Annotated in this window: 27 protein-coding genes and 1 other annotated feature; of the genes, 17 read left to right on the forward strand and 10 right to left on the reverse strand. The window is 52.5% G+C overall.

Annotation, left to right across the window (positions count from 1 at the left end):
• Positions 1–61 precede the first annotated feature (61 nt).
• Entirely contained in the window at positions 62–682 is a 621-nt protein-coding gene (locus tag ACLJTG_RS03010; RefSeq protein ID WP_000077250.1) for an L-threonylcarbamoyladenylate synthase, read from the reverse strand.
• A gap of 7 nt (positions 683–689) precedes the next feature.
• Entirely contained in the window at positions 690–1,571 is an 882-nt protein-coding gene (rnm, locus tag ACLJTG_RS03015; RefSeq protein ID WP_052932110.1) for an RNase RNM, read from the reverse strand.
• Positions 1,572–1,692: 121 nt separating this feature from the next.
• Between rnm and trpL the strand changes: the two genes are divergently transcribed.
• The 10 genes from trpL (at position 1,693) to ACLJTG_RS03065 (ending at position 11,093) form a co-directional block, all read left to right on the forward strand.
• Entirely contained in the window at positions 1,693–1,737 is a 45-nt protein-coding gene (trpL, locus tag ACLJTG_RS03020; protein ID WP_010989026.1) for a trp operon leader peptide, read from the forward strand.
• Positions 1,714–1,809 (forward strand) — a sequence feature (Trp leader region). (Overlaps the previous gene by 24 nt.)
• A gap of 22 nt (positions 1,810–1,831) precedes the next feature.
• Positions 1,832–3,394: an anthranilate synthase component I gene (gene trpE / locus ACLJTG_RS03025; RefSeq protein ID WP_001194376.1), complete on the forward strand. Its 1,563-nt coding sequence runs from the start codon at positions 1,832–1,834 to the stop codon at positions 3,392–3,394.
• On the forward strand, positions 3,394–4,989 hold the full coding sequence (trpD, locus tag ACLJTG_RS03030) for a bifunctional anthranilate synthase glutamate amidotransferase component TrpG/anthranilate phosphoribosyltransferase TrpD (protein WP_000763492.1): 1,596 nt from the start codon (positions 3,394–3,396) through the stop codon (positions 4,987–4,989). Before trpE ends, trpD begins: the two co-directional genes overlap by 1 nt.
• A gap of 3 nt (positions 4,990–4,992) precedes the next feature.
• Positions 4,993–6,351, forward strand: a complete 1,359-nt coding sequence (gene trpCF / locus ACLJTG_RS03035; RefSeq protein ID WP_023204357.1) for a bifunctional indole-3-glycerol-phosphate synthase TrpC/phosphoribosylanthranilate isomerase TrpF — start codon at positions 4,993–4,995, stop codon at positions 6,349–6,351.
• A gap of 9 nt (positions 6,352–6,360) precedes the next feature.
• Positions 6,361–7,554, forward strand: a complete 1,194-nt coding sequence (gene trpB / locus ACLJTG_RS03040) for a tryptophan synthase subunit beta (protein ID WP_000209485.1) — start codon at positions 6,361–6,363, stop codon at positions 7,552–7,554.
• Positions 7,554–8,360, forward strand: a complete 807-nt coding sequence (gene trpA, locus ACLJTG_RS03045; protein ID WP_000443029.1) for a tryptophan synthase subunit alpha — start codon at positions 7,554–7,556, stop codon at positions 8,358–8,360. Before trpB ends, trpA begins: the two co-directional genes overlap by 1 nt.
• 479 nt (positions 8,361–8,839) lie before the next feature.
• A complete protein-coding gene (locus tag ACLJTG_RS03050; RefSeq protein WP_000807657.1) occupies positions 8,840–9,022 on the forward strand; it encodes a general stress protein in 183 nt (60 codons plus the stop codon).
• Positions 9,023–9,111: 89 nt separating this feature from the next.
• The gene (locus ACLJTG_RS03055) at positions 9,112–9,615 is read left to right on the forward strand and encodes a DUF892 family protein (RefSeq protein ID WP_198898143.1); all 504 of its coding nucleotides are present in this window, start codon (positions 9,112–9,114) and stop codon (positions 9,613–9,615) included.
• A gap of 73 nt (positions 9,616–9,688) precedes the next feature.
• Positions 9,689–10,195 (forward strand): DUF892 family protein, encoded by a 507-nt coding sequence (locus ACLJTG_RS03060; protein WP_198898144.1) that lies wholly within the window; start codon positions 9,689–9,691, stop codon positions 10,193–10,195.
• Positions 10,196–10,214: 19 nt separating this feature from the next.
• A complete protein-coding gene (locus tag ACLJTG_RS03065; protein WP_000488349.1) occupies positions 10,215–11,093 on the forward strand; it encodes a manganese catalase family protein in 879 nt (292 codons plus the stop codon).
• Between the two features lie 81 nt (positions 11,094–11,174).
• On the opposite strand, the gene ompW is transcribed toward ACLJTG_RS03065, so the two are convergent.
• Entirely contained in the window at positions 11,175–11,813 is a 639-nt protein-coding gene (gene ompW, locus ACLJTG_RS03070; RefSeq protein WP_000714799.1) for an outer membrane protein OmpW, read from the reverse strand.
• A gap of 337 nt (positions 11,814–12,150) precedes the next feature.
• On the opposite strand from ompW, the gene ACLJTG_RS03075 reads away from it, so the two are divergent.
• From ACLJTG_RS03075 to yciA, 4 genes are all read left to right on the forward strand, one after another.
• Positions 12,151–12,555, forward strand: coding sequence for a YkgJ family cysteine cluster protein (locus ACLJTG_RS03075; RefSeq protein ID WP_000114955.1), 405 nt, complete (start codon positions 12,151–12,153; stop codon positions 12,553–12,555).
• A gap of 25 nt (positions 12,556–12,580) precedes the next feature.
• The gene (locus tag ACLJTG_RS03080; RefSeq protein WP_000028507.1) at positions 12,581–13,324 is read left to right on the forward strand and encodes a YciC family protein; all 744 of its coding nucleotides are present in this window, start codon (positions 12,581–12,583) and stop codon (positions 13,322–13,324) included.
• A gap of 56 nt (positions 13,325–13,380) precedes the next feature.
• A complete protein-coding gene (locus ACLJTG_RS03085) occupies positions 13,381–13,920 on the forward strand; it encodes a septation protein A (protein ID WP_000808682.1) in 540 nt (179 codons plus the stop codon).
• A gap of 160 nt (positions 13,921–14,080) precedes the next feature.
• Positions 14,081–14,482 carry an acyl-CoA thioester hydrolase YciA gene (yciA, locus tag ACLJTG_RS03090; protein WP_000210317.1) on the forward strand — a complete coding sequence of 134 codons (402 nt, stop codon included), beginning with the start codon at positions 14,081–14,083 and terminating at the stop codon, positions 14,480–14,482.
• A gap of 59 nt (positions 14,483–14,541) precedes the next feature.
• Here yciA and tonB read toward each other — a convergent pair whose 3' ends face one another.
• Complete coding sequence (gene tonB / locus ACLJTG_RS03095) at positions 14,542–15,264, reverse strand: TonB system transport protein TonB (RefSeq protein ID WP_001517937.1); 723 nt, start codon at positions 15,262–15,264, stop codon at positions 14,542–14,544.
• A gap of 223 nt (positions 15,265–15,487) precedes the next feature.
• On the opposite strand from tonB, the gene ACLJTG_RS03100 reads away from it, so the two are divergent.
• On the forward strand, positions 15,488–15,784 hold the full coding sequence (locus ACLJTG_RS03100) for a YciI family protein (RefSeq protein WP_000967605.1): 297 nt from the start codon (positions 15,488–15,490) through the stop codon (positions 15,782–15,784).
• A 43-nt stretch (positions 15,785–15,827) separates the two neighbouring features.
• Here ACLJTG_RS03100 and ACLJTG_RS03105 read toward each other — a convergent pair whose 3' ends face one another.
• Positions 15,828–16,001, reverse strand: coding sequence for a YciY family protein (locus tag ACLJTG_RS03105; protein ID WP_001531561.1), 174 nt, complete (start codon positions 15,999–16,001; stop codon positions 15,828–15,830).
• Positions 16,002–16,143: 142 nt separating this feature from the next.
• Here ACLJTG_RS03105 and cls point away from each other — a divergent pair, with 142 nt between their 5' ends.
• Positions 16,144–17,604 carry a cardiolipin synthase gene (gene cls, locus ACLJTG_RS03110; RefSeq protein WP_000206886.1) on the forward strand — a complete coding sequence of 487 codons (1,461 nt, stop codon included), beginning with the start codon at positions 16,144–16,146 and terminating at the stop codon, positions 17,602–17,604.
• Positions 17,605–17,637: 33 nt separating this feature from the next.
• The gene (locus ACLJTG_RS03115; protein WP_000425070.1) at positions 17,638–17,967 is read left to right on the forward strand and encodes an HI1450 family dsDNA-mimic protein; all 330 of its coding nucleotides are present in this window, start codon (positions 17,638–17,640) and stop codon (positions 17,965–17,967) included.
• A gap of 47 nt (positions 17,968–18,014) precedes the next feature.
• Here the strand turns inward: ACLJTG_RS03115 and ACLJTG_RS03120 are convergent, their stop codons facing one another.
• The 5 genes from ACLJTG_RS03120 to oppB are packed head-to-tail and all read right to left on the reverse strand — an operon-like array spanning position 18,015 to position 22,762.
• On the reverse strand, positions 18,015–18,851 hold the full coding sequence (locus ACLJTG_RS03120; protein ID WP_410958889.1) for an ion transporter: 837 nt from the start codon (positions 18,849–18,851) through the stop codon (positions 18,015–18,017).
• Positions 18,852–18,898: 47 nt separating this feature from the next.
• The gene (oppF, locus tag ACLJTG_RS03125; protein ID WP_000994698.1) at positions 18,899–19,903 is read right to left on the reverse strand and encodes a murein tripeptide/oligopeptide ABC transporter ATP-binding protein OppF; all 1,005 of its coding nucleotides are present in this window, start codon (positions 19,901–19,903) and stop codon (positions 18,899–18,901) included.
• Positions 19,900–20,907 carry an ABC transporter ATP-binding protein gene (locus ACLJTG_RS03130; RefSeq protein ID WP_000058857.1) on the reverse strand — a complete coding sequence of 336 codons (1,008 nt, stop codon included), beginning with the start codon at positions 20,905–20,907 and terminating at the stop codon, positions 19,900–19,902. The genes oppF and ACLJTG_RS03130 overlap by 4 nt, the downstream gene beginning before the upstream one ends.
• 11 nt (positions 20,908–20,918) lie before the next feature.
• Positions 20,919–21,827: an oligopeptide ABC transporter permease OppC gene (gene oppC / locus ACLJTG_RS03135; protein ID WP_000979653.1), complete on the reverse strand. Its 909-nt coding sequence runs from the start codon at positions 21,825–21,827 to the stop codon at positions 20,919–20,921.
• A gap of 14 nt (positions 21,828–21,841) precedes the next feature.
• The gene (gene oppB / locus ACLJTG_RS03140; protein ID WP_000911097.1) at positions 21,842–22,762 is read right to left on the reverse strand and encodes an oligopeptide ABC transporter permease OppB; all 921 of its coding nucleotides are present in this window, start codon (positions 22,760–22,762) and stop codon (positions 21,842–21,844) included.
• Positions 22,763–22,856 lie beyond the last annotated feature (94 nt).

The following is a 22,856-nucleotide window of genomic DNA, read 5'->3' on the forward strand; positions in this document are numbered from 1 at the left end:
GGAGAATGAACGGCGCGTTGCCGCGCCATTTTAAGGCCGCGTAGTATACAGGCTAACGCCCTTATAAGAAAGGTGTAACGTCGCCGACGCCTTCGCGCAGCACCACCGGGGAGTCATTGGTCAAATCAATTACCGTGGTAGGCTGTTGACCGAGGTAACCGCCGTGGATGATCAGATCCACCTGCTTCTCCAGCCGATCTTTAATCTCTTCCGGGTCCGACTCGGTAAAGTCGCTGCCAGGCAGCATCAACGACGTCGAGAGCATCGGTTCGCCCAGCGTATCCAATAACGCCAGCGCAATCGGGTTTGACGGTACGCGCAGGCCGATAGTTTTACGCTTTTCCTGCAACAGACGGCGCGGCACCTCTTTTGTCCCCTTCAGGATAAAGGTGTAATTACCCGGCGTATTGTTTTTCATCAGACGAAATGCCACGTTGTCGACGTAGGAGTAGGTCGACAACTCGGACAAATCGCGGCACATCAGCGTGAAGTTGTGGCCGTCCGGCAGATGACGGATGCGGCAAATGCGCTCCATTGCGCCTTTGTCTTCAATTTTACAACCAAGGGCATAGCCGGAATCGGTTGGATAAACAATAACACCGCCTTTACGCACAATGTCGACGGCCTGATTAATCAGCCGTTGCTGTGGGTTATCCGGATGGATATAAAAAAACTGGCTCATACTTCCCTCACTGTGATATTTGCGGCTGTTCCCATGCCTGCCATACGCCTTCAACGCCAGCGGGCAGCCAGAGTTTACGCCCCAACTCAATCCACGGGCAGGGCTGATGGAAATCAGATCCAAGCGATGCCCATAAATGATGCTGACGCGCAAGCGTCGCCAGTTGGGTGCGTTCATTGGGTGATTGTTGGCACTGCGCCACTTCCATCGCGTCGCCGTGATGGTCGGCAAAATGCGCCACTAATCTTTTCAGCCACTTAGCGCTAAGGTCGTAGCGTCCCGGGTGGGCCAACACCGCCTTACCGCCAGAATGATGAATGACATCAATAGCTTGTTCTATTGTACACCACTGCGGCGGAACGTAACCGGTTTTCCCACGCGCGAGATATTTTTTAAAAACATCCGCCATGGTCGCGGCTTTGCCGCACTCCACCAGAAAGCGGGCGAAGTGGCCGCGCGTCACCGCGCCGCCATTGGCCAGTCTCAATGCCCCTTCCCACGCGCCGGGAATGTGGGCTTTTTCCAGACGCTCCGCAATGAGCTGACCGCGCGCCTGACGCCGCTGTGTCTGCTGCGCCAGAAAATCGCGCATTGCCGGGTGCGCAATATCAATATTCAGACCCACAATGTGAATCTCATGATTCTCCCAGACCGTTGAAATCTCCACGCCGGGAATAAGATTCAGGGCCAGCCCGCAACGTGAAATTTCTTCTCTTGCCGCAGGAATCGCGGCTGTGGTGTCATGATCGGTAATCGCCAGCGTGCCGACTCGCATCTCTACCGCACGGTGTACTAATGTTTCTGGCGTCAACAGTCCATCGGACGCCGTGGTATGACTGTGCAGATCGTAAATCACTGCGTAATTCGTGTCGCTCAAGGCGGCTCCCATAGAGATAAAGGTATGTCATGTACATCATAACGGTTCCGGCAAATATACTGAAATAGGTGTTGACATTATTCCATCGAACTAGTTAACTAGTACGAAAGTTCACATGAAGAGGGTATCTAAAATGGCAGCGACATTTGCATTACACGGTTGGTGGCGCACTTCCTGATAGCGGGCGGTGTATGAACAGCTGTAATCAGCCAAACGATACCCGGCCCGCCTGTCAAGCGGGCTTTTTTTTGAACAAAATAATGAGAATAACCATGCAAACACCAAAACCCACGCTCGAACTGTTGACCTGCGATGCCGCCTACCGGGAAAACCCAACGGCGCTTTTTCATCAGGTCTGCGGCGATCGCCCGGCAACGCTGCTGCTGGAATCCGCGGATATCGACAGTAAAGACGATTTAAAAAGCCTGCTGCTGGTAGATAGCGCGCTGCGCATTACCGCTTTAGGTGACACTGTCACTATTCAGGCGTTATCTGATAATGGCGCCTCGTTATTGCCGCTACTGGATACCGCCCTGCCCGCTGGCGTGGAGAACGAGGTCCTGCCTGCCGGTCGCATTCTACGCTTTCCGCCCGTCAGCCCATTATTAGATGAAGACGCCCGTTTATGCTCTCTGTCGGTATTTGATGCGTTCCGCCTGTTACAGGGAGTGGTGAACATACCGACGCAAGAGCGGGAGGCTATGTTTTTCGGCGGTCTGTTTGCCTACGACCTGGTCGCTGGCTTTGAAGCACTGCCACACCTTGAGGCTGGCAATAACTGCCCGGACTACTGCTTTTATTTAGCGGAAACGCTGATGGTGATAGATCATCAGAAAAAAAGCACCCGTATTCAGGCCAGTCTGTTCACCGCCAGCGACCGGGAAAAACAGCGCCTCAACGCCCGCCTGGCGTACCTTAGCCAACAGTTAACCCAGCCTGCGCCGCCGTTGCCGGTGACGCCGGTGCCGGACATGCGCTGTGAATGCAATCAGAGCGATGACGCGTTCGGCGCGGTGGTACGCCAGTTGCAAAAAGCCATCCGCGCGGGCGAGATATTTCAGGTGGTGCCGTCGCGCCGCTTTTCACTGCCCTGCCCGTCGCCGTTGGCTGCCTACTACGTGCTGAAAAAGAGCAACCCCAGCCCGTATATGTTCTTTATGCAGGATAATGATTTCACGCTTTTCGGCGCGTCGCCGGAAAGCTCGCTGAAATATGACGCCGCCAGCCGTCAGATTGAGATTTACCCCATCGCGGGTACCCGTCCACGCGGTCGCCGCGCCGATGGTACGCTGGACAGAGATCTCGACAGCCGTATTGAGCTGGACATGCGTACCGACCATAAAGAGCTTTCCGAACATCTGATGCTGGTCGATCTGGCGCGCAATGACCTGGCGCGCATCTGTACGCCGGGCAGTCGCTACGTTGCCGATCTGACCAAAGTTGACCGCTATTCGTACGTGATGCATCTGGTTTCCCGGGTAGTGGGCGAACTGCGTCACGATCTCGACGCGCTGCACGCCTATCGCGCCTGCATGAACATGGGCACCCTGAGCGGCGCGCCGAAAGTACGCGCCATGCAGTTGATTGCCGATGCGGAAGGACAGCGCCGCGGCAGCTATGGCGGCGCGGTCGGTTACTTCACCGCCCACGGCGATCTGGACACCTGTATTGTTATCCGCTCCGCGCTGGTGGAGAACGGTATCGCCACCGTACAGGCGGGCGCCGGAATTGTGCTGGACTCGGTTCCGCAGTCTGAAGCCGATGAAACCCGTAATAAAGCGCGCGCCGTATTGCGTGCTATCGCCACCGCGCATCATGCACAGGAGACCTTCTGATGGCTGATATTCTGCTGCTCGATAACATCGACTCGTTTACCTGGAACCTGGCAGATCAGCTACGGACCAACGGTCATAACGTGGTGATTTACCGTAACCATATTCCGGCGCAGACGCTTATCGATCGCCTGGCGACAATGAAAAACCCGGTGCTAATGCTCTCCCCCGGTCCGGGCGTTCCCAGCGAGGCAGGCTGTATGCCGGAGCTGCTGACCCGACTACGCGGCAAGTTACCGATCATCGGCATTTGTTTGGGGCATCAGGCGATTGTCGAAGCTTACGGCGGTTATGTCGGTCAGGCGGGAGAAATCCTGCATGGCAAAGCCTCCAGCATTGAGCATGACGGTCAGGCGATGTTCGCCGGGCTGGCGAATCCGCTACCGGTCGCGCGTTATCATTCGCTGGTCGGCAGTAATGTTCCTGCCGGGCTAACCATTAACGCCCATTTCAACGGCATGGTGATGGCGGTACGTCATGATGCGGATCGCGTTTGCGGTTTTCAATTTCATCCTGAGTCCATCCTGACGACACAGGGTGCGCGTCTACTGGAGCAAACATTAGCCTGGGCTCAGCAAAAGCTGGAACCGACCAACACCCTACAGCCAATTCTGGAGAAACTCTATCAGGCGCAAACTCTGACGCAACAAGAGAGCCATCAGTTGTTTTCGGCGGTCGTCCGCGGCGAACTTAAACCTGAACAGCTCGCCGCCGCGCTGGTGAGCATGAAAATTCGCGGCGAGCATCCCAATGAAATTGCCGGCGCCGCCACTGCGTTGCTGGAAAATGCCGCCCCGTTCCCGCGCCCGGAGTATCTGTTTGCGGATATCGTTGGTACCGGCGGCGATGGCAGCAACAGTATCAATATCTCTACCGCCAGCGCCTTTGTCGCGGCGGCCTGTGGACTGAAAGTGGCGAAACACGGCAACCGTAGCGTGTCCAGCAAATCGGGGTCATCCGATCTGCTGGCGGCGTTCGGTATTAATCTGGATATGAACGCCGATAAATCACGTCAGGCGTTAGATGAACTGGGCGTCTGTTTCCTGTTCGCGCCGAAATATCACACCGGATTCCGTCACGCGATGCCGGTTCGCCAACAGTTAAAAACGCGAACCCTGTTCAACGTACTCGGCCCGCTGATCAACCCGGCGCATCCGCCGCTGGCGTTGATTGGCGTCTATAGCCCGGAACTGGTGCTGCCGATTGCGGAAACCTTACGGGTACTGGGCTATCAGCGCGCGGCGGTGGTACATAGCGGCGGCATGGATGAGGTTTCGCTCCATGCGCCGACGATTGTCGCGGAGCTGCATGACGGCGAAATTAAAAGCTATCAACTTACGGCGGAGGATTTTGGCCTGACGCCTTACCATCAGGATCAGTTGGCTGGCGGCACGCCGGAAGAAAACCGTGACATTCTGACGCGGTTATTACAAGGTAAAGGCGATGCCGCGCATGAGGCCGCCGTCGCCGCCAACGTGGCGATGCTGATGCGTCTGCATGGTCAGGAAGATCTCAAGGCCAACGCGCAAACCGTGCTTGATGTTCTGCGCAACGGCACCGCATATGACAGAGTCACCGCACTGGCGGCAAGAGGGTAAATAATGCAAACCGTTTTAGCGAAAATCGTCGCAGACAAGGCGATTTGGGTAGAAGCCCGCAAACAGCAACAGCCGCTGGCCAGTTTTCAAAATGAGATCCAGCCAAGTACACGCCATTTTTATGATGCGCTCCAGGGCGCGCGTACCGCCTTTATTCTGGAGTGTAAGAAAGCATCGCCATCAAAAGGCGTGATTCGCGATGATTTCGATCCGGCGCGTATTGCCAGTATTTATCAACATTACGCCTCGGCAATCTCGGTGCTCACCGACGAAAAATATTTTCAGGGGAGCTTCGATTTTCTGCCGGTCGTTAGCCAAAGCGCGCCGCAGCCGATTCTGTGTAAGGATTTTATTATCGATCCCTATCAGATCTACCTTGCCCGTTACTATCAGGCCGATGCCTGTTTACTGATGCTCTCGGTTCTGGATGACGAACAGTATCGCCAACTCTCCGCCGTCGCGCACAGTCTGAAAATGGGCGTGCTCACGGAGATCAGTAATGACGAAGAACGGGAGCGCGCGATAGCGTTAGGCGCAAAAGTGGTAGGTATCAACAATCGCGATCTGCGCGATCTGTCGATTGATTTGAATCGCACCCGCCAGCTGGCGCCAAAACTGGGCCACGGCGTGACTGTCATCAGCGAGTCCGGGATTAACACCTATGGTCAGGTACGCGAACTGAGCCACTTCGCCAACGGTTTTTTAATTGGCTCGGCGTTAATGGCGCATGACGATCTTAACGCCGCCGTCCGTCGCGTGCTGCTTGGCGAAAATAAAGTCTGCGGCCTGACCCGCGCCCAGGACGCTAAAGCGGCCTGTGACGCTGGCGCAATATATGGCGGGTTGATTTTTGTGCCCTCATCTCCACGCGCGGTGAGCGTTGAGCAGGCGCGAGAAGTGATAAGCGGCGCGCCATTGCAGTATGTCGGCGTTTTCCAGAACGCTGATATCGCCGATGTTTGCCAGAAAGCCGCCGTCCTGTCGCTTTCTGCCGTACAGCTACATGGCAGCGAAGACCAGGCGTATGTCAACGCGCTGCGCGAGGCGTTGCCGCGCAATGTGCAAATCTGGAAGGCGCTGAGCGTTAGCAATGCCCTTCCCGCACGCGATTATCACCATGTCGATAAATACATTTTCGACAATGGGCAAGGCGGCAGCGGGCAGCGCTTCGACTGGTCACTGTTACAGGGGCAACCGCTGGATGATGTGTTACTGGCGGGCGGGCTGGCGGCCGATAACTGCGTCCAGGCGGCGCAAGTCGGCTGTGCCGGTCTCGATTTTAATTCAGGTGTGGAGTCACAGCCGGGCATCAAAGATGCTCGTCTTCTGGCCTCGGTTTTTCAGACACTGCGCGCATATTAAGGAAAAAACATGACAACACTTCTCAACCCCTACTTTGGTGAATTCGGCGGCATGTATGTGCCGCAGATCCTGATGCCTGCGCTGAACCAGCTTGAAGAGGCCTTCGTCAGCGCGCAAAAAGATCCTGAATTTCAGGCGCAATTCGCCGATCTGCTAAAAAACTACGCGGGACGCCCCACCGCGCTGACGAAATGCCAGAACATTACCGCCGGTACGCGTACCACGTTGTATTTAAAGCGCGAAGATTTACTGCACGGCGGCGCGCACAAAACCAATCAGGTACTGGGTCAGGCGCTGCTGGCCAAACGGATGGGTAAAAGCGAGATTATCGCTGAAACCGGCGCCGGTCAGCACGGCGTCGCCTCTGCGCTCGCCAGCGCCCTGCTGGGTCTGAAATGCCGTATCTATATGGGCGCCAAAGACGTTGAGCGCCAGTCGCCGAACGTCTTCCGTATGCGTCTGATGGGCGCTGAGGTCATCCCGGTTCATAGCGGCTCCGCTACGCTAAAAGATGCCTGTAACGAGGCGCTGCGCGACTGGTCCGGTAGTTACGAAACCGCGCACTATATGCTCGGCACGGCGGCAGGACCGCATCCCTATCCCACCATCGTTCGCGAGTTCCAGCGCATGATTGGCGAAGAGACGAAAGCGCAAATCCTCGACAAAGAGGGCCGTCTGCCAGATGCCGTTATCGCTTGCGTCGGTGGCGGCTCAAACGCTATCGGGATGTTTGCCGATTTTATTAATGATACCAGCGTCGGGCTAATAGGCGTTGAACCTGGCGGTCACGGTATTGAAACCGGCGAGCATGGCGCGCCGCTTAAACATGGTCGCGTTGGCATCTATTTCGGGATGAAAGCGCCGATGATGCAAACAGCGGACGGGCAAATTGAAGAGTCATATTCCATTTCCGCCGGGCTCGATTTCCCGTCCGTTGGGCCGCAACATGCGTACCTGAACAGCATCGGACGCGCGGATTATGTCTCCATTACCGATGATGAGGCGCTGGAAGCCTTCAAAACGTTGTGCCGCCATGAGGGAATTATCCCGGCGCTGGAATCCTCCCACGCGTTGGCGCACGCTCTGAAAATGATGCGCGAGCAGCCGGAAAAAGAGCAACTGCTGGTGGTCAATCTCTCTGGCCGCGGAGATAAAGACATCTTTACCGTACACGATATCCTGAAAGCGCGAGGGGAAATCTGATGGAACGCTACGAAAATTTATTTGCACAGCTCAACGATCGCCGGGAAGGCGCTTTTGTCCCCTTCGTGACTCTGGGCGACCCTGGCATTGAACAGTCACTGAAAATTATCGACACACTGATTGACGCTGGCGCCGACGCTCTGGAGCTGGGGGTTCCCTTCTCCGATCCGCTGGCCGATGGCCCTACCATCCAGAATGCGAACTTACGCGCCTTCGCCGCTGGCGTCACGCCGGCTCAGTGTTTTGAAATGCTGGCGCTGATTCGTGAAAAACACCCGACCATTCCGATTGGCCTGCTAATGTACGCGAATCTGGTATTCAATAACGGCATAGATGCGTTCTATGCCCGTTGTGAACAGGTTGGCGTAGATTCCGTGCTGGTCGCAGATGTCCCGGTTGAAGAGTCGGCCCCCTTCCGCCAGGCGGCGTTACGGCATAATATCGCGCCGATCTTCATCTGCCCGCCAAATGCGGATGACGATCTTCTGCGCCAGGTCGCATCTTACGGCCGCGGTTACACCTACCTGCTTTCGCGTTCGGGCGTCACCGGCGCAGAAAACCGTGGCGCATTGCCGTTGCATCATCTCATTGAGAAGCTTAAAGAGTACCATGCCGCGCCTGCGTTACAGGGCTTCGGTATCTCCTCGCCGGAACAGGTGTCTGCGGCCGTGCGTGCCGGGGCGGCTGGCGCTATCTCCGGCTCAGCCATTGTCAAGATTATCGAGAAAAACCTCGCGTCTCCCGAACAGATGTTGGCGGAGCTCAGGTCCTTTGTCTCAGCCATGAAAGCCGCCAGCCGAGCATAACGGGTTAAGCCGTCAGCATAACGCTGGCGGCTTAATGAGTGGCTGGCGCCGAACCAGAATCACGATTCAGACGTACATCATCAATCTTTTTGGTGTTATTCCCCGTCCAGCTTTCAAAAAGTCTGAAGTCAATTTTTGCTAAGAAAACTCCTAATCACGCCGAAAAATTTAGCGTTTTCACGTCAATTTCCCCCGCCTTTATGTAAAGAAATGTCAATAAACAATGCACTAACGTTTCTATGGCCGCAGATAGTGACGCTTGTTATTAATAACAATGCAAAGCATTTTCTGTTAAATCGCTTATTCTAAAAGAAAATATAGAATATATTATCTCTAAACCATTTTTTGTGCGTTATTTACGCGGTAAATCACAACTATTTCCGTCAATTTGACTAATCGGTTTAACCAACTAATTTTAATAGGGTGTCGACACGGTTAAAACCGATTTTTTCAGCAAGCAACGAGACAGGAGAAATAATATGGCCGAACATCGTGGTGGTTCAGGAAATTTCGCCGAGAATCGTGAAAAAGCATCTGAAGCGGGCCGCAAAGGCGGTCAGCATAGCGGTGGGAATTTCAAAAACGATCCGCAACGAGCTTCTGAAGCCGGTAAAAAAGGTGGTCAGAATAGTCACGGCGGACGTAAATCCGATAATTCCTGATTTACTGTAATGTAAATACAACACATGCTTTTATCAAGCAATCTGCGAGTCTTCTGGCTCGCAGTATTTTGCCCAGGAGAATTAGATTTATGAATATCAAAACCGTTGAAGACCTTTTTATCCATCTACTTTCAGATACCTATAGTGCAGAAAAACAATTAACCAAGGCTCTTTCTAAACTAGCCAGATCCACGTCCAATGAAAAATTAAGCCAGGCCTTTCAATCTCATCTTGAAGAAACCCAGGGTCAGATTGAACGTATTGATCAGATCGTCGAATCTGAATCTGGCATTAAACTGAAAAGAATGAAATGCGTCGCTATGGAAGGGCTGATTGAAGAAGCCAATGAAGTCATCGAAAGTACGGAGAAAAACGAAGTACGCGATGCAGCGCTTATCGCCGCGGCGCAAAAAGTCGAGCATTACGAAATCGCCAGCTACGGCACGCTAGCCCCCCTGGCCGAGCAGCTCGGCTATAGCAAGGCATTAAAACTGCTCAAAGAAACCCTCGACGAGGAAAAACAAACTGATTTAAAACTTACCGATTTAGCAGTCAGCAATGTTAATAAAAGTGCTGAACGCAAATCGAAATAATATTTTTAATTATCAGCTTGCATGATTCCGATTTTATTATCGGAGCAGATTATCACGCATTGAGGAATGTAAAATGAATTATACTGAACATTATCATGACTGGCTTCGTGACGCCCATGCCATGGAAAAACAGGCAGAATCGATGCTTGAATCTATGGCCAGCCGTATTGAAAATTATCCTGATATAAAAGCCAGAATTGGACAACATATTAGTGAAACAAAACATCAAATTACCATGCTCGAAGAAGTGTTGGACCGTAATGGCATTTCCCGTTCGGTGTTGAAAGACTCCATGAGTAAAATGGCAGCAATGGGGCAATCTATCGGTGGCATGTTCCCTTCCGATGAAATTGTCAAAGGTTCAATTAGCGGTTATGTTTTCGAGCAGTTCGAAATTGCTTGTTATACCTCTCTGCTGGCAGCGGCAAAAAAAGCTGGCGACACTGCCTCAATTCCGACGATTGAAGCCATTCTGAAAGAAGAAATGCAAATGGCTGACTGGCTTATCAAACATATTCCGCAGACAACGGAACAATTTTTACTGCGATCTGAAGCAGATGGCGTTGAAGCCAAAAAATAAATAATAAGCAGGAGGCAATATGTTTCGACACGTAAAACAACTTCAATATACTGTGCGAGTGAGCGAACCTAATCCTGGATTAGCGAACCTGCTGCTGGAACAGTTTGGCGGCCCGCAGGGCGAACTGGCGGCCGCCTGCCGCTACTTCACGCAAGGTTTAAGCGATGATGATGCCGGTCGTAGAGAGATGTTAATGGACATCGCCACCGAGGAGCTGAGTCATCTGGAAATTATCGGCTCACTGGTAGGAATGCTTAATAAAGGCGCTAAAGGCGAGCTGGCGGAAGGCACCGAAAACGAAGCGGAACTTTATCGCTCGCTGACGCAGAATGGTAATGACAGCCATATCACCTCTCTGCTGTATGGCGGCGGCCCGGCGTTGACAAACTCCGGCGGCGTACCGTGGACCGCGGCTTATATTGATACTATCGGCGAAGTCACAGCCGATCTACGCTCAAACATCGCGGCAGAGGCGCGAGCGAAGATCATTTATGAACGCCTGATTAATCTGACCGACGATCCCGGCGTAAAAGACACGCTCAGTTTCTTAATGACCCGTGAAGTCGCGCACCAGCTCTCTTTTGAAAAGGCGCTGTATTCGATTCGTAACAACTTCCCGCCGGGTAAATTACCGCCGGTAGAACAGTATACCGACGTGTACTACAACATGTCGCAAGGCGACGATCCGCGAGGTAGCTGGAATAGCGATGAGAACTTCAACTATGTCGCAGAACCGATGCCTGCTGTTGATGGCGGCGATGGCCTGGCGACAGTGAAATTGCCGCGCGAGCAGATGGCGCTGCTCAAAGCGATGGCAGAAAGAACGAAATCGGACCCCACCGTTGATCCTCTCACTGGCGCAGAACTAGGCTGCGGCGAACCGAAAGAAGACAAGTGAGTTCCGACAAGTAAAATCCGTGTGTCATGTCCTTTTTTGACCCCGCCTGGCGGGGTCTTTTTTCGTCACAACATCACGCGATTAGAAACGATAGCCTGCCGAGAACATAAATACCCATGGGTCCAGACGCACGCTGTCATGATGCTGAACGCCGCCCATTTTATAATTGGCGGTAGTATCAATATCCATGTACCAGACAGAGGCGCCAATTAACCAGTCGCGGTTAATCAGGTAATCTACCCCAACTTGCCCTGCCGCGCCCCAGGAATCCTTAAAGCTCAGATCGGACAGCCCGGCATTTTTACCATTATCGTTAAAGTCGTTATCGAAGAAGGTGGTGTAGTTCACCCCCACGCCGACATAAGGACGCACTTTGCTGCTGGAATCGCCGAAATACCACTGCGCCATTAACGTTGGCGGTAACAGGTGGACCGTGGCGATATCGCCCGTCGCGCCCGTACCCACCTTATGGCGGAACGGCGTGGCCGCCAGCAATTCAACCCCGATATTGTCCGTCGCCATGTAAGTGAATGTCAGGCCGAGTTGCGTGTTATTACTCACATCAAACCCGTTTAAATGCCCCAGCGTACCACCCGCCCCTTCTGTAGGTCTGACGGTTGCCGGACCTGCACGCATAAAGAATTCTCCGGCTTCGTGCGCGAAAGCGCTGCCTGAGAGAAGAGTTGTTAACGCCAGTGCCGCCACTGTAAATTTTTTCATACCCGCTCCATCGTTATGGTTATAAAAGCGTGATGAATATACCCACAATGAAGTAATAAGTGATCTAACACAGATCACATTTGTTCTTATAATTTAACATTTATTGATCCAGATTAATTTATAACTTGTATTGAAAATCCTGGTTATAGGAATTCAGATCAATTTTGACATATTCACGCTATGCAAATATTTGTCTGCTCCTGTTGCCCTGGCGATAAAGGCTGGCTAAGGTAATCAATGTCCCGCAATGGCGCGTGGCGTTAAGATTCGCGAACACTGCGGGACAGATTAATTTCCGTTGTAATCTATTGATACGTGAGTTTTTTGCAGGTGAATCATGAGCGTTCTTAACCCATGCATGACATGCGGTGCCTGTTGTGCCTATTTTCGTGTCTCCTTTTATTGGGCTGAAGGCGACGATGCCAGCGGACGCGTTCCGGCATCATTAACCGAGCCTGTTACTCCTTTTTTACGTTGTATGGCCGGTACCAACCAAAAACAGCCGCACTGTAAAGCGCTAATTGGCACGCCGGGTGAAAACGTCAGTTGCGCTATTTATGAAAACCGCCCTTCAACCTGTCGCGAATTTTCGATATCGGGCGAAGGAGGCGAAGTGAATGAGGCGTGCAATCGCGCCCGCGCGCGATACGGATTACCGCCGCTTTACAAAGATATGCTTTTCCATACAACTGCTGATGCTGCCACTGTAGAGTTATCCAGGGTACAATTGCCCGCAAATTAACACCTGCAAAACTCAAGGAGAGTGCATGTCTATCACGGCGAAGTCCGTTTACCGTGACGCCGGAAATTTTTTCCGAAATCAATTTATTACTATCTTGCTGGTTTCGTTGCTGTGCGCATTTATCACGGTGGTCTTAGGTCATGCCTTTTCACCCAGCGATGCGCAAATCGCGCAACTCAGTGAAGGAGAACATCTGGCAGGCAGCGCTGGCCTGTTTGAGCTGGTACAAAATATGACGCCGGAGCAGCAGCAGATCCTGTTGCGCGCCTCTGCCGCCTCGACGTTTTCCGGGCTTATCGGCAACGCTATTCTGGCCGGCGGTATCATCCTGATGATTCAGTTAGTTTCAGCGGGACATCGGGTTAGCGCGCTGCGCGCTATCGGCGCCAGCGCCCCTGCATTGCCTAAACTGTTTATTCTTATTTTTCTGACTACCCTGTTAGTGCAAATCGGTATAATGCTGATTGTCGTTCCGGGGATTATTATGGCCATTGTGCTGGCGCTTGCGCCAGTGATGTTGGTTGAAGAGAAAATGGGCGTGTTTGCCGCAATGCGCAGCAGTATGCGTTTAGCCTGGGCTAACATGAGACTGGTCGCGCCCGCGGTGATAGGCTGGTTACTGGCTAAAACATTGCTATTGCTGTTCGCGCCCAGCTTCGCTGTACTGACCCCAAATGTAGGCGCTGTACTGGCGAATACGTTGAGCAATCTGATTTCCGCAGTATTGCTTATCTACTTATTCCGCCTGTATATGTTGATTCGCCAATAATCCGCAATGCGCCGTTACGCGGCGCATTCGACGCTCGTTGATGATGGAATCGAAGAATGAAGCAGTTTCTGGATTTTTTACCGCTGGTTGTCTTTTTTGCGTTTTATAAACTTTATGACATCTATGCGGCGACCTCCGCACTGATTGTCGCGACGGCAATCGTGCTGATTTATAGCTGGGTGCGCTATCGGAAAATAGAGAAGATGGCGCTGATTACCTTTGTTCTGGTTGCCGTCTTCGGCGGTCTGACGCTCTTCTTCCATAACGATGAATTTATTAAATGGAAGGTGACGGTTATTTATGCGCTGTTCGCCGGCGCGCTGTTAATAAGCCAGTGGGTGATGAAAAAACCGTTAATCCAACGTATGTTAGGTAAAGAACTGGCGTTGCCGCAGCAGGTCTGGTCAAAGCTGAACCTGGCGTGGGCGCTGTTTTTTATTGCGTGCGGTCTGGCTAACATTTATATCGCCTTCTGGTTGCCGCAAAATATCTGGGTCAACTTTAAGGTCTTTGGACTCACGGCGCTGACGCTCATTTTTACCCTGCTGAGCGGCGTCTATATCTACCGGCATCTGCCACAGGAAGATAAATCATAACCCTCCCGTGACTTATCATCGCCAGACTGCGAACGCCTGGCGATATTTTCTTCGCCTTTACGCCCTGCGCTTTCCCGTCAGTACCTTTATTCCCACTATTCTCCACACAAAATTCATAGTAGCATCGCGGCTGTAATTTTTTCTGATAGTCGGTTTTACAATGACAACAATGGATAATACTCCTCAGGGCGAGCTGGTTTTACGTACATTGGCCATGCCTGCCGATACCAATGCGAACGGCGATATTTTTGGCGGCTGGCTGATGTCGCAAATGGATATTGGCGGCGCGATACTGGCCAAAGAGATCGCGCACGGTCGGGTTGTAACCGTACGCGTGGAAGGAATGACATTTCTGCGCCCCGTCGCGGTTGGCGATGTCGTATGTTGCTACGCGCGCTGCGTTAAACGCGGTACGACGTCTATTAGCATCAATATTGAAGTCTGGGTGAAAAAAGTCGCGTCAGAACCGATTGGACAGCGCTACAAGGCCACCGAGGCGCTGTTTATTTATGTTGCCGTCGATCCGGACGGTAAACCTCGCCCGCTCCCGGTTCAGGGTTAAGTATGCCCGCTTACGCCGCCAGCAGGTGATGGTATATTCCTGGCTGGCGGCGCCAGAGATTACTCAATCTGCGCCGTACCGTTCAGACGGAAGATAATATTGACCACCAGCCCGGAACCCGGCTTGCCTGCTTCATAGCGCCATTTTCGCATCGCATTCTTAACTTCACGCTCAAACATATTGGCTGGCTGCGCGGATAGAATCTGTACATTTTCCACTCGCCCAGCAGAGGTCACGTCAAACTTCACCTTTACGCGGCCTTCAATACGTAACGCCTGTGCTCGCGCCGGATACTGCGGCTGGTTACGGCTCAGAGCGCGAGGTCCAGTGGGCACGCTCACCGCGGGCTTGCTGGTCGCCGATGCGGTGCTGCTTGTTGGCCGCGCCGGGGCGCTATTTTCAAACGGTGAGGCAGGACGCGGCGCGGCTGGTTTGACTTCGCGCTTCGGCTGCTCTTCAACCTTTTTCACCGGTTTCGGTTTTGGCTTGGGTTTTGGCTTAGGTTTGGGTTTCTCAATCACCACGGGCGCTTCTTTAGGCGGTTCAGGGATCGGCTCTGGCTCCGGTTCGGGTTCAACCACCGGCTCCGGCGGCGGCTGAACCGCCTGGGGCGGCTCCAGGTCGGCGGGTGAAACCATTGTCACCGTGATAGGCTGCGCTGGCGCAGGCAATTCAATAACCTGATGTACCGAGGTATAGAGCAAACCTGCCACTACAGCACCATGAATGCCTACGGAAAGGAGTGTCGGCCAGGGAAAGCGACGAGGTAAATCAAGGGTCATTGAAGTCATAATCGTTTCAGTTGAAAAACCAGAGCTGAATTTTAAATGCAAATAGCAATCATATTCAATAAGGCATTGCCGATAGCGGCATTTAAAAGATGATATCGCGCAAAAACACCACACAAAATGTGCATGTTTAACAAAGTCGGTATCTTTACATTGCAGTTAAATGCCCTTTCCAATAACGTAATCAGCAACTTTTACCGATTAAGGAGCTCTACCCGTGCTGTATGTTATTTACGCTCAGGACAATGCCAACTCGCTTGAAAAACGCCTCTCGGTACGGCCCGCGCATCTGGCGCGCCTGCAACTTCTGCATGATGAAGGGCGATTATTAACTGCCGGGCCGATGCCCGCAGTGGACAGTAACGATCCTGGGGTAGCCGGATTTACCGGGTCAACGGTGATTGCTGAATTTGAATCTTTAGAAGCGGCGCAATCCTGGGCTGATGCGGACCCCTACGTCGCAGCGGGCGTCTATGCGCAGGTTTCGGTCAAACCGTATAAGAAGATCTTTTGAAAAGGATGGCCTGTTGGGCACCGCATACGGTGCCCTTTCTGGCTCACACACCGTGAATCGCAAAGAGTAATGAATTACGCTGACGATTAAAGATGCATTTCCTGATAGTATGGATACGCATATTACGGCGTGATTGCCCTTCAAGCCAACGCGCTTTACGGCGGCTCGCCTGACGTAGCATTCGCCAGCGCCCCACTTCCGTTCTACTACGCTTCATGTTTACGACTCTCACTGTAACAGAAGCACCATTATACCCCCTCGCCGGATGCAGACCAGCGCTTTTCCCGTGTTTTTATTTGCCATGTGAATCCTGACGCGTAAACTCTTAACAACACGCTTTCTAAAGGATTTTTAAAGTTATGACAACCTTCTACACCGTGGTGAGTTGGCTGGTCATTTTGGGATACTGGGTTCTCATTGCCGGCGTCACATTACGTATTCTAATGAAACGGCGCGCAGTTCCCTCCGCAATGGCCTGGTTGTTAATCATCTATATCCTTCCGCTGGTCGGGATCATCGCCTATTTGTCCGTGGGCGAATTGCATTTAGGCAAACGTCGCGCCGAGCGTGCCCGCGCCATGTGGCCGTCTACCGCCAAATGGTTGAATGATCTCAAAGCCTGCAAACACATTTTCGCGCAAGAAAACAGTAGCGTCGCATCGTCCTTGTTTAAGCTGTGCGAACGACGTCAGGGGATTGCGGGCGTCAAAGGCAACCAGTTGCAATTGCTTACCGACTCCGATGATGTCATGCAGGCGCTTATTCGCGATATCCAACTGGCGCGGCATAATATCGAAATGGTGTTTTACATCTGGCAGCCAGGCGGCATGGCGGATCAGGTCGCTGAATCGCTAATGGCCGCTGCCCGCCGCGGCATCCACTGCCGGCTTATGCTGGACTCCGCGGGTAGCGTCGCTTTCTTCCGCAGCCCCTGGGCGGCCATGATGCGTAACGCTGGCATTGAAGTCGTAGAGGCGCTGAAGGTGAATCTGATGCGCGTCTTTTTACGCCGTATGGATCTTCGCCAGCACCGTAAAATGGTGATGATTGACAATTACATCGCCTATACCGGCAGTATGAATATGGTGGATCCGCGTTTTTTCAAACAGGATGCCGGCGTTGGGCAATGGGTCGATTTGATGGCGCGGATGGAGGGCCCCGTGGCGACAGCAATGGGGATTGTTTACTCCTGCGATTGGGAAATCGAGACGGGTAAACGCATTCTGCCTCCCCCGCCGGATGTGAATATTATGCCGTTTGAGCAGGCCAGCGGGCATACCATTCATACCATTGCTTCCGGCCCTGGTTTTCCGGAAGATCTCATTCACCAGGCACTATTAACCGCCACCTATGCTGCGCGCGAATATTTAATTATGACCACGCCATATTTCGTCCCCAGCGACGATCTGCTGCACGCTATTTGTACCGCTGCGCAGCGCGGCGTGGATGTCAGTATTATCCTGCCCCGTAAAAATGATTCACTGCTCGTCGGCTGGGCCAGTCGCGCCTTTTTTAGCGAGTTACTGGCGGCGGGCGTGAAAATCTATCAGTTCGAAGGCGGGCTGTTGCATACCAAAAGCGTGCTGGTCGATGGCGAACTGAGCCTGGTCGGTACCGTGAATCTCGATATGCGTAGCCTGTGGCTTAATTTCGAGATTACGCTGGTCATTGATGATACGGGTTTCGGCGCCGATCTGGCTGCGGTACAGGACGATTATATTTCGCGCTCCCGCCTGTTAGATGCGCGTTTGTGGGTAAAACGTCCGTTATGGCAGCGTATTACCGAGCGATTGTTTTACTTCTTTAGTCCATTGCTGTAAAACGTGACCAACATGAGTAAACAGGTAGTCACTATGGAAATGGATCTGAACAATCGCCTGACTGAAGACGAAACGCTTGAGCAGGCTTACGATATTTTTCTTGAGCTGGCGGCGGATAATCTTGATCCGGCTGATATCATTCTGTTCAATTTGCAATTCGAGGAGCGCGGCGGCGCGGAGTTGTTTGATCCCGCTGAAGACTGGCAAGAGCACGTCGATTTTGACCTGAATCCAGACTTTTTTGCCGAGGTAGTGATTGGCCTGGCGGATACCGAAGACGGCGAAATTAACGACATTTTCGCCCGCGTTCTGCTGTGCCGGGAAAAGGACCACAAGCTGTGCCATATTCTCTGGCGCGAATAAGCGGTTCAGGCCGGATGGCGTCTGATAGCGCCCTCCGGCAAGCCTGTTTAATCCGGTAGCTTACTGCCGCATCGGTTACAATATTGCGCGCTATGTTCATGCTGGCTTTGCTGGCACTGCGGACATTTTCGCTGCCAGTGACGTTTTTGAAACGCGCTGCTCATGTGCGTGGTAATCAGTCCTGTAGGAATCGCAATCACCGAATAGCCAATCAAAATAAGCACCGACGCGACAATACGTCCCAGCGGCGTATGCGGCGTAATATCACCGTACCCCACGGTTGTGACTGTCACTATCGCCCAATACACCGAGGCATTAAGCGTCGTAAAGCCATATTTCGGTCCTTCAATAAGATACATCAGGGCACCGAAAATAATCATCACGATCGCAATAAATGAATAGAACAGAATAAGCTGATGACGCGCGCTAATAATGGCGCTCCAGAATACGCGCAGGGATGGCATAAAGCGTAGCAGTTTAAGAATACGCAGCACGCGAATCGCTCGCATAGCACGCCAGGCAAACATATAGTTCAGGCTAATTTCCGGCCACAGCCACATGACGTACAGCGGCAAAATCGTCACCAGATCAATAAATCCCCAGAAACTAAAAACGTATTTTGCCGGTTCGGGCCAGCTAAACAGTCTGAGCAAGTATTCACCGGTAAATATCAGGGTAACGCAGAGCTCCAGCCAGACAAAAATATGCCATTCATCAAATGTCAGGTGATATTCCGTTCCTACGCCTGATTCAACAAAAATAACCAGTACGCTGAGCAGCGCAAACAGCGCGCATAACACTTCAAAACGGCGACCTGAGCGCGTAGTCAAATCGAACAGATTATGATAAAGACGACGGCGAACCGACGACAAAGAAAGTGACACGGTAACCTCACCTAAAAGAAGGGCTGACGAATTGTCAGCCCTTGCGATTATAACGGGTCTACTTTAAGGCAGGAAACGGCATGGCGAAAACTCCCTTCCAGCACCGGTCGCGTTTGCGCGCATTCTGGCCCGGCTAGCGGACAGCGTGTACGGAACACGCAGCCGGAAGGCGGGTTAATGGGCGAAGGTAATTCGCCCTCCAGCAATTGTATCTTCTTATTTCGCTCCAGATCGGGATCGGGAATCGGTACCGCCGACATCAGCGCTTTGGTATAAGGATGCAGTGGATTATGGTACACCTCATCATAGGTGCCCAATTCTACCGCATGACCGAGATACATCACCAGGACACGATCGGATATGTGCTTTACGACCGCCAGATCGTGCGCAATAAAAATCAACGACAGCCCCATCTCTCGCTGTAACTGCTGGAGCAAATTCACCACCTGCGCCTGAATAGAAACGTCCAGCGCCGACACCGGCTCATCGCAAATAATGAGCTTAGGTTCCAGGATCAATGCCCGGGCGATACCGATGCGCTGGCACTGCCCCCCGGAAAATTCATGGGGATAACGGTTGATGAGGTTCGGCAACAGCCCCACTTTCAGCATCATGGCTTTCACGCGGTCACGCACGTCCTGGCGCGAAAGTTTAGGATGATAAGTGCGCAGCGGTTCCGCGATAATTTCGCCAATCGTCATTCGCGGGTTGAGTGACGCCAGCGGGTCCTGGAAAATCATCTGGATATCGCTGCGCACTTCGCGCCACTCATCCGCTTTCATGCCCAACAGATCTTTTCCCAGCCAGGCGACTTTACCGTCTGTCGCCTTCACCAGACCAATAATGGCGCGCGCAAACGTCGACTTGCCGCAGCCGGATTCGCCCACCACGCCCAGCGTTTCGCCTTCATACAGGCGTAGCGTAACGCCGTCCACCGCTTTCAGAGTTTTCGGCGGTTGCCAGAACCACTGCTTCCCTTCTTTGATATCAAAATGTACTTTCAGATCGGCGATTTCGAGGAGAACTTTACGTTGTTCAATCACAGCATTCATAGCAGTTCCTCCACCGGTTTAAAACAGGCGCGCAAGCGACCAGGACTAAACGCTTCAAGTGGCGGCGCATTATTGCAGATCTCCATCGCATGAGGACAACGCGGCTGGAACGGACAACCTTTAGGCAAACGCAATAAATTGGGAGGATTGCCCGGAATCGTCAACATTTCCGCCCCCTCGCTATCCAGACGCGGCACCGCATTAAGCAAGCCTATCGAATACGGATGAACGGGCTGATAAAAGACATCGCGCGCCTTACCGTATTCCATGGTACGCCCGGCATACATTACCAGGACCTTATCGCAAATACCCGCGACCACGCCCAGATCGTGGGTAATCATGATAATGGCGGTATTAAATTCGCGCTTTAGCTCATTAAGCAAGGTCATAATCTGCGCCTGCACGGTAACATCAAGCGCGGTGGTAGGCTCATCGGCAATAAGCAGTTTCGGCCTGCACAACAGCGCCATCGCAATCATCACACGTTGACGCATTCCGCCGGAAAATTCGTGCGGATACATTTTCATCCGTTTGCGCGCTTCCGGCATTTTTACGGCATCCAGCATTCTGACGGACTCTTCAAAAGCTTCCGCTTTGCTCATCCCTTTATGCAGCATCAGGACTTCCATTAACTGCTCCCCAACGCGCATATAAGGATTTAGCGAGGTCATCGGGTCCTGAAAAATCATCGAAATCTGTTCTGCGCGCAGCGTATTCAGTTCGCGCTCAGGTAGATTAAGAATTTCACGTCCGTTGAAGGTCGCAGAACCGCCGATTCGACCATTCGTCGCCAGCAGTCCCATTAATGCGAACGCCGTTTGCGATTTCCCCGATCCAGACTCGCCAACAATACCTAACGTTTCTCCAGCGCGAAGCGTAAAGTTCAGATCGTTGACCGCCGTCACATCGCCATCAGGCGTAGCGAACGTAACACGAAGATCGTTTACCTCCAGCAGTACATTCGCCGGTTGCGGCGCCTGAGTTGCGGTTTCTGATAAGCTCATGGCTGTACTCCTTAACGATCTTTCGGGTCGAGGGCATCACGCAGGCCATCGCCAATAAAGTTAAAACAGAATAACGTCACCACGAGAAAGCCAGCCGGAAACAGCAGCAGCCACGGTGAGACTTCCATTGAATTTGCGCCATCGCTCAATAACGCTCCCCAACTGCTTAACGGTTCCTGCGTCCCAAGCCCCAGGAAACTGAGGAAAGACTCAAACAGAATCATGCTGGGCACCAGCAACGATGCATACACTACCACTACGCCCAGGACGTTAGGCACAATATGGCGGATCACAATGCTGGCAGTCGACACACCACCCACCTGCGCGGCTTCGATGAATTCTTTACGTTTAAGACTTAGGGTTTGGCCACGCACGATACGCGCCATATCAAGCCAGGAGACCATGCCGATGGCGACGAAAATCAACAGAATGTTCTGCCCAAAAAACGTCACCAGCAAAATCACAAAGAACATAAACGGGAACGAGTTGAGGATCTCCAACAAACGCATCATCACAGAATCAATTTTGCCGCCCAGATAGCCGGACAGCGAGCCATACAGCGTTCCGACAATGACCGCCACCAGCGCGGCGGCAATCCCGACCATTAATGAGATACGCCCGCCGATGGCAACGCGCACCAACAGATCGCGCCCGGAAGAGTCAGTGCCGAAATAGTGACCGGACGCCATATCCGGCGCACTGGACATCATGCCCCAGTCGGTATCGAAATAGGTAAATTGCGACAGCATAGGCGCCACTGTCACGAACAGGGCTATCAGAAACAGGACAATAAGACTGGCCACCGCCGCACGGTTATGCATAAAGCGCCGACGGGCATCTTGCCAAAGGCTGCGACCTTCCACCTCCAGCTTTTCACTGAAATTTTCCAGCGTCTCGCTGTTTTTCTTACTTAACATCATCGCGAGCTCCAGTATCAATAGCGAATTTTCGGGTCGATAACGGCATAGAGCACATCGACAATGGCGTTAAATAATATGGTCAGCGCCCCGACTAGAATGGTCAAACTTAACACCAGCGAGTAATCGCGGTTGAGCGCGCCATTAACGAAAAGCTGCCCAATGCCCGGTAAGCCATAAATAGTTTCAATCACCATTGAGCCGGTAATAATGCCGACAAAGGCTGGCCCCATATAGGATAAAACCGGCAGCAGCGCAGGTTTTAACGCATGGCGGAAGATGATTCTGCGCATCGGTAATCCTTTTGCCCGCGCGGTACGAATAAAGTTCGAATGCAGAACTTCAATCATTGAGCCGCGCGTAATACGAGCGATGCTGGCAATATAGGCCAGTGAAAGCGCGACCATCGGCAGGATCATAAATTTTAACGCCCCGCCGTTCCAGCCGCCGCCAGGCAGCCATTGCAAGGTTATTGCAAAGACCATCACCAGTAGCGGCGCTACCACAAAACTGGGGATAACGACGCCGGTCATGGCAAATCCCATCACCGTATAATCCCATCGCGTATTTTGCTTTAGCGCGGCAATCACGCCAGCACTGACACCAATAATGACCGCCAGCAAAAAAGCGGCAGCGCCAAGTTTCGCCGAAACGGGGAAGCTGGCGGCAACCAGATCGTTGACCGTGTAATCTTTGTATTTAAACGATGGTCCAAAATCGCCATGCGCCAGCTGCTTCAGGTAGCTGAAGTACTGCGTCATGATGGGATCGTTCAGATGATATTTTGCTTCAATATTGGCCAGCACTTCCGGCGGCAATGCGCGCTCGCCAGTAAAAGGGCTACCCGGCGCGAGGCGCATCATAAAGAAAGAGATGGTAATAAGAATAAACAGCGTCGGAATCGCTTCCAGACAGCGGCGTAAAATAAATTTCAACATTGCCCGTACCTTCTGGCCTGTGCCTTTACTTCCCGGACGTGACAAAAGATCCGCCAGGGAAAGTTATAGTGCGATGAAAAAAGACACCATGGGA

The organism is Salmonella sp. SAL00672 (assembly GCF_046552175.1).
Lineage (GTDB): Bacteria > Pseudomonadota > Gammaproteobacteria > Enterobacterales > Enterobacteriaceae > Salmonella > Salmonella enterica.